At 45.9% G+C, this 4,197-nt stretch carries 4 protein-coding genes; 1 reads left to right on the top strand and 3 read right to left on the bottom strand.

Translation table 11 applies throughout. The features are described from left to right. On the bottom strand, positions 1-873 hold an 873-nt coding region (locus tag B4J23_RS13450), incomplete at its 3' end, for an aldehyde dehydrogenase family protein (RefSeq protein WP_414631581.1). 304 nt (positions 874-1,177) lie between these two features. Here B4J23_RS13450 and B4J23_RS13455 point away from each other — a divergent pair. Continuing rightward, positions 1,178-2,230 (top strand): aromatic ring-hydroxylating oxygenase subunit alpha, encoded by a 1,053-nt coding sequence (locus B4J23_RS13455; RefSeq protein WP_291361307.1) that lies wholly within the window; start codon positions 1,178-1,180, stop codon positions 2,228-2,230. Between the two features lie 86 nt (positions 2,231-2,316). Here the strand turns inward: B4J23_RS13455 and B4J23_RS13460 are convergent, their stop codons facing one another. Together B4J23_RS13460 and B4J23_RS13465 are read right to left on the bottom strand one after the other, a co-directional pair. Then, entirely contained in the window at positions 2,317-3,849 is a 1,533-nt protein-coding gene (locus tag B4J23_RS13460) for a pyridoxal phosphate-dependent decarboxylase family protein (protein ID WP_125278393.1), read from the bottom strand. A gap of 3 nt (positions 3,850-3,852) precedes the next feature. Beyond that, positions 3,853-4,197, bottom strand: a 345-nt coding sequence (locus tag B4J23_RS13465; RefSeq protein WP_291361309.1) for an aminotransferase class III-fold pyridoxal phosphate-dependent enzyme, incomplete at its 5' end; no start/stop codon positions are given.

Below are 4,197 nucleotides of genomic sequence, written 5' to 3' on the forward strand. Positions count from 1 at the left end.
ATGTACATACAGGCGTTTCAATGCTGCACAGGTCTGGCCCATGTTGATAAAGGCTCCATGAAAGATTCGGGTTGCCATCGCCTGAATGTCGGTATCGAGTAAAACAATGCCTGCATCATTGCCACCAAGTTCCAGTGTCAGATGCTTGAAAGTCGCTGCTGCGCTCTGCATGATTCTTTGTCCAGTCGCAGTCGAACCAGTAAATACCACTTTGGCAATTGCAGGGTGACTTGTCAGCTTGGCACCGACCTCACCGCCTCCAGTAAGTATAGATACCACTCCAGGTGCAACTTCTTCCTGAATCAACTCACCCAATCGAAGGGTCGACAATGGGGTAAATTCTGAAGGTTTATTGATGACCACATTGCCAGCGCGAATTGCCGGCATGATATGCCAGACAGCAATCATTAAAGGCCAGTTCCATGGAGTGACCGATGCCACAATCCCTAAAGGCCGATGATGCAGTTCGATCCGTTTATTGGCATCATCCTGTAAGATTTCAGTTTCAATCTTGAGTTCTGCCTGATAGCGGGTCCAGGCAATGGCCCCACCGACTTCAAATTCAGCCAGCGCATAAGGTTTGCCCTGCTCCTGCACCACCAAACGCGCTAACTCTTCCCGATGTTCTTCAATACGATCCGCAATACGATGCAAGATTGACTGTCGCGTGGCATCATCCGTATTTTTCCATTGATGAAAAGCTTGCTCGGCACTACGGATGGTGTCTTCAATTTGTGCTTCTGAGGGAGAGGAACACAGTGCCAATACCTGCTCATCAGCAGGATTGATCACTACAAAACTTTCGGCAGCGCCTTGTATCATTTTTCCTTGAATAATACAGCCAACGGGTTGGGATACATGCAAATTAGTCATCTCTTCATCCTGAATCAGATATTTTTGTTGTTTCCTGACATTAGCTGATTTTGTCTGAATGGAGCTTGCATATCACATTAGGTATAAAGCCCTGAATACACATTTTGTGCATGGAAAATAGAAGAAGTATCTTTCGGTATACGTTTTTAAGCGCTTTAAATATCGCTTCCTTTAATTTTTTTGTCTATAGCTCATTCTTCCTTACATCCTGTTCGAATTTATGCAACAGGATGTCCTGATCTTTGAAATTTCGTAGAACATCACATTGGCCTATATTGAAATAAAGAATTACAGTGATAGCACCATGAACAGCACCACCATTCCAGTTTTCAATCCCGATTTACCGATTCACATGACATTTGAAGAACATGACTGGCATCTCCTGGCTCAATATTGGTATCCAGTGGCCTTAGCGCGTGATGTCTCTGAACAGCCGCTAGGAACAATGTTGCTAGATATGCCACTGGTTATTTACAAGATGCAGGATGAACTGATCGTGGCCAAGGATGCCTGTCCGCATCGTGGTGTGCCCTTAAGTCTGGGAAAAAATAATGGTCAAGGCGTGGTCTGTCCTTATCATGGCTTGCGTTTTGGTATACAAGGCAAATGCAACCGTATCCCTGCACATCCACAGCATAAAATTTCAGATCGGTTTCATTTACGGACCTATGCCGCGGTTGAACGTTATGGTCTGATCTGGTGTTCACTGACAGCAGACAAAGACGCTGAACCGAATATTCCAGTGATGCCTTATTGGAATGATGCAGATTATCAGCAACTGGTTTGCCCACAAGTAGACATCAAATGTTTTGCTGGCAGACAGCTAGAAGGCTTTATTGATGTAGCCCATTTTGCCTGGGTACATCCGGATACCTTTGGTGATCCGAATGATGTTGAAGTCCCGAATTACACCACAACAGAAACTGAATATGGTTTCAGTGCCGACTATATCAGCAGTGTTGGCCGTTATCCGATTGGGTTAGATCAGCGTGGTCAGGAAGATTTTAAATGGCTACGGCATTTTGAAATTAGTCTGCCCTTTACCGCGACCCTGACCATTTATTTCCCTAATGATGCCAAACAGGTGATTATGAATGCTGCTTCACCGATGACCGCCCGTCAGACCCGACTGTTTGCTCCTATCTGTCGTAATTATGATAAAGACTTACCCGTCGAAGAAGCCTACGATTTTAATCTGAAGATTTTTGAAGAAGATCGTCTGATTGTCGAAAACCAGAAGCCTGAGTTTTTACCGCTAGACTTATCTCTGGAAGCACATTTCCCGGCAGATCGCAGCTCCAGTATGTACCGTAAACTGTTAAGGAAAAAAGGCTTTAATCCTTTATTTGCAGCTTAATCACCTTGAAGCTGATGATCTATATATGGATCAAAACCTAATAAAAAAGGAGATCATCTAGATCTCCTTTTTTCACCTGCAACCGCTTATGCGATTGGCGGTGTATAAGTCCCATCCGCAATTGAATCTTTGATACGGTCCGCTTCTGCAAGCACAAGTGCCAACAGGTTCTTCACGTTTTCAAGGGTTGCAACCGGGCTTAAAGTCGTCATTTTCAGAGATTGAACCTGACCGACTTTAGTGACACCAATGTTCGCTTCACCACGCGCAAACAGTTCATCCGCGACGTTCTGATTCAAGGCATCGACAAACTCAGCTGGATAGCCTGCTGGAACCACACGGAACAATACCGATGCAAATTGTGGCTCAACCAGAAGTTCCAGACCATCAGTTGCCTTGATGTAATCTGCGACTTCACGAGTCAATTTCACGCCATGGTCGATCATCGAACCATAAAGCTCTTCACCCAACGCTTCTACAGTCATCCACAATTTCAACGCGTCGAAACGACGAGTGGTTTGTAGCGACTTCGACACCAGGTTAGGTACACCGTGCTCTTCGTCATAAGCAGAGTTCAGATATTCTGCTTCGTAGTGCATGAAACGATAGTTCGCTTCATCTTTCAGCAAGAACGCACCACATGAAATCGTCTGGAAGTAATGCTTATGGAAATCCAGTGTCACAGAATCAGACAGCTCGATGCCATCCAGCATAGAACGATAGTCATTAGACAGAATCAGTGCACCACCCCATGCTGCGTCGATATGCATCCACGCGCCATATTTATTGGTGATTTCACGGATCTGTTTGAGTGGATCAATCGCACCAGCATCGGTGGTACCCGCAGTTGCGACTACACATGCCACGATCTTGCCTTCAGATTGAAGATGCGCCATGGTTTTTTCCAGAGCATCAACATCCATCTGAGCATTTTCGTTAACAGGAACAGTCACGACAGACTGGAAGCCCATGCCCATCATCGCCATATTCTTTTGCACAGAGAAGTGTGCATTTTCAGAACAGATGACTTTAACGTTACGCATTGCATCCGCTGGGATACCATCACGTTGAACAGACCACGGATTACCGTTTTCGTCTTTCCAGTTTTTTGCGATACAGGCATCACGCGCCAGCAATACGCCCATCAGGTTGGATTGTGTACCACCAGAAGTGAATACACCCGCCTGACCTGAACCATAGCCAACTTTCTGACGTAGCCAGTCAATTAGCTGCACTTCCATCAAAGAACCCGCTGGGCTTTGATCCCAAGAGTCCATTGACTGGTTAGTGGCATTAATCAACACTTCCGCGATCTGGCTAGTGACCATCGTTGGGCAATGCAAATGTGCAAGCGAATGCGGGTGATGGACTTTCAAGCTCTTGTTGAGGAATAGCTCAACCATACGCTCTAAAGACTTTTGTACGCCCAGACCCTCTTTAGAAGGATTGAACGCAATTGCGCTACGCAATTCCTTGATGCTACCGCCAGTATACATCTTGTCATTTTGCAACCATGCTGCAACCGCTTTGGTTGCCTGATCCATCGCCGACTCATAGTCAGCGATAGATGCAGCATCATTGCAGAGTAACGCTTTACGGTGTTCTGCAAAATCTACCATGAATTATGCGCCTCGAACTGCGACTAGAGCTTCAGCAACCGCTTTCTTGAAGCGAACCAGAACTTCTTCACACTCAGCCTGAGTGATGATCAATGGGCAAAGTAAACGGATCACTGTACCGTTACGACCACCTTTTTCCAGCAACAGTTTGTTGTTGAAACAAGCGGTTTGAATTGCTGCAGCCAATTGGCCATCAGCAGGGAAAGAACCCATATGGTCTGCTGGTTTACGCTCATCCACGATTTCAACACCGATCATCAGACCGCGACCACGTACGTTACCAATACATGGGAATTCAGCCGCCAGTTTTTTCAGTTCAGCTTGCAGGAAATCACCACGTTCTTGTGC

The organism is Acinetobacter sp. UBA3025 (genome assembly GCF_002367915.1).
In the GTDB taxonomy this organism is placed as follows: domain Bacteria; phylum Pseudomonadota; class Gammaproteobacteria; order Pseudomonadales; family Moraxellaceae; genus Acinetobacter.